2 protein-coding genes are annotated in these 1510 nt (G+C 45.4%); both read right to left on the bottom strand.

Annotated elements, in window-relative coordinates:
* The coding region (gene sixA / locus F6K20_RS37905; protein WP_287298318.1) for a phosphohistidine phosphatase SixA at positions 1 to 427 on the bottom strand (427 nt) is incomplete at its 3' end.
* A gap of 80 nt (positions 428 to 507) precedes the next feature.
* On the bottom strand, positions 508 to 1510 hold a 1003-nt coding region (locus tag F6K20_RS37900), incomplete at its 5' end, for a DHH family phosphoesterase (RefSeq protein WP_287298316.1).

Below are 1510 nucleotides of genomic sequence, written 5' to 3'. Positions count from 1 at the left end.
TCTTTAACCCAATTACTCCAGCTTTTTTTAGCACTAGTTTTTGATTGGATACTCCCCACACCAACATTTCCGCCCAATTAGCTAAATCAGGTTGATGGCCAACTAGAGCTAAACGTCTTTGATCATCAGTCTTTCGCCACCTCTGCTGTAGCCAGCTGAGCCATTGGTGAATGTCACCCTCAGGAGCGAGACTCTCTGACTCTTCAACCAATGAGCCTAAACCAACATCTTGGAGGATAGCAGCGGTTTCCTTAGCTCTGACCAATGGACTAGTCAAGATTAGGTCAAAATGTAGCCCTCGTTTCTGGAGCTCTTTTGCTACTTTACTAGTTTTTTCATGGCCAATTTTGGTCAGTGGCCGCTCTCGATCGTTGTGGTAGGTGCCTCGCTCAGCAGCAATACCGTGGCGAATTAAGTAGAGTTCCATGGGCTGATGTTGAGATTCGCTTAAAATGCGATCGCGCTCACTGAAAACACTCCTGAGTTCATCAGTTGGTATTAGTTAGTCTAGATAACCGTATCCTCGGGATTAACTAACCGCAGTAGTTTTTGCTTGACTTGGGTATCAAACACCTCCCACTTGAGCTTGGCATACTCCGATTTGTCATTAAAACTACTCAAGAATCCCGTCGGAATTTCAAAGCCACCAGCCATCATGCGTCCACCACCAAAGAAACGCCCATGACTGTCTTGACCGAAAGCTTCTTTGATAAATTCATCAGGGTCGAGGGTTAACTTATTGGTTCTCAAGGAACCAATCACCACTTCTAATTCTTGGTCTTCATCGTAAACAATCCCGTAAACCACAGCAGTGTGAACATTTTCTTCAGTAACTAAAAAGTCAGCAGCTTGGGGAATAGCATCCCGGTCTTCATAGCGAAGATAGCCCACACCAGCCATAGAGAAGTTATCTTGGAGAATGCGATATTTAAGCGATCGCTCAATCACATCCATGACTCGGCGAGATCGGGATGTTTTGAGTATAGCGTTAAGCAGTTGACTGTCGTAGAAGCGACTGAGATATCCAGCTGCCAAGAAATCCTCTTCCTGAGCCTGCATCAGCATATTAGTATCAGAGCGCACACCATGCATCAAGGCTGTAGCACATTTGATGTGTTCACTAATGCTACTATCAAGCTGTAGTAACCCAGCCTGAAGGTAATGGGTTAATAGCGTCGCGGTTGCTCTTGCTTGAGGACGAAGGTCAATAAATTCTGCTTTCAACTCCCCTTGACTAGTGTGATGATCAAAGATTGCAATTAGAGGAATATTGGCCTCGGTAACAATCGGTAATAGCTGGGTGGTTGTACCCTGGTTATCAATCAGCACATAGCCCTGATACACCGATAAATCTTGATTTTTTGTGGTCTCGACACTCCAGCGTTTGGCTGGTAAACCAGTCAGCTTAACCAGGGCAATGTTTTCCTGGTGAGAGAGGGTACCAGCATAGACAATATCGCATTGGATATTATACTGCTGGGCAATCAGCTGGTAAGCCCAAGCGCTAGAG

The organism is Moorena sp. SIO2C4 (genome assembly GCF_010672485.1).
Classification (GTDB): Bacteria; Cyanobacteriota; Cyanobacteriia; order Cyanobacteriales; family Coleofasciculaceae; genus Moorena; species Moorena producens.
This window is presented reverse-complemented; position numbering and strand designations above follow the sequence as displayed.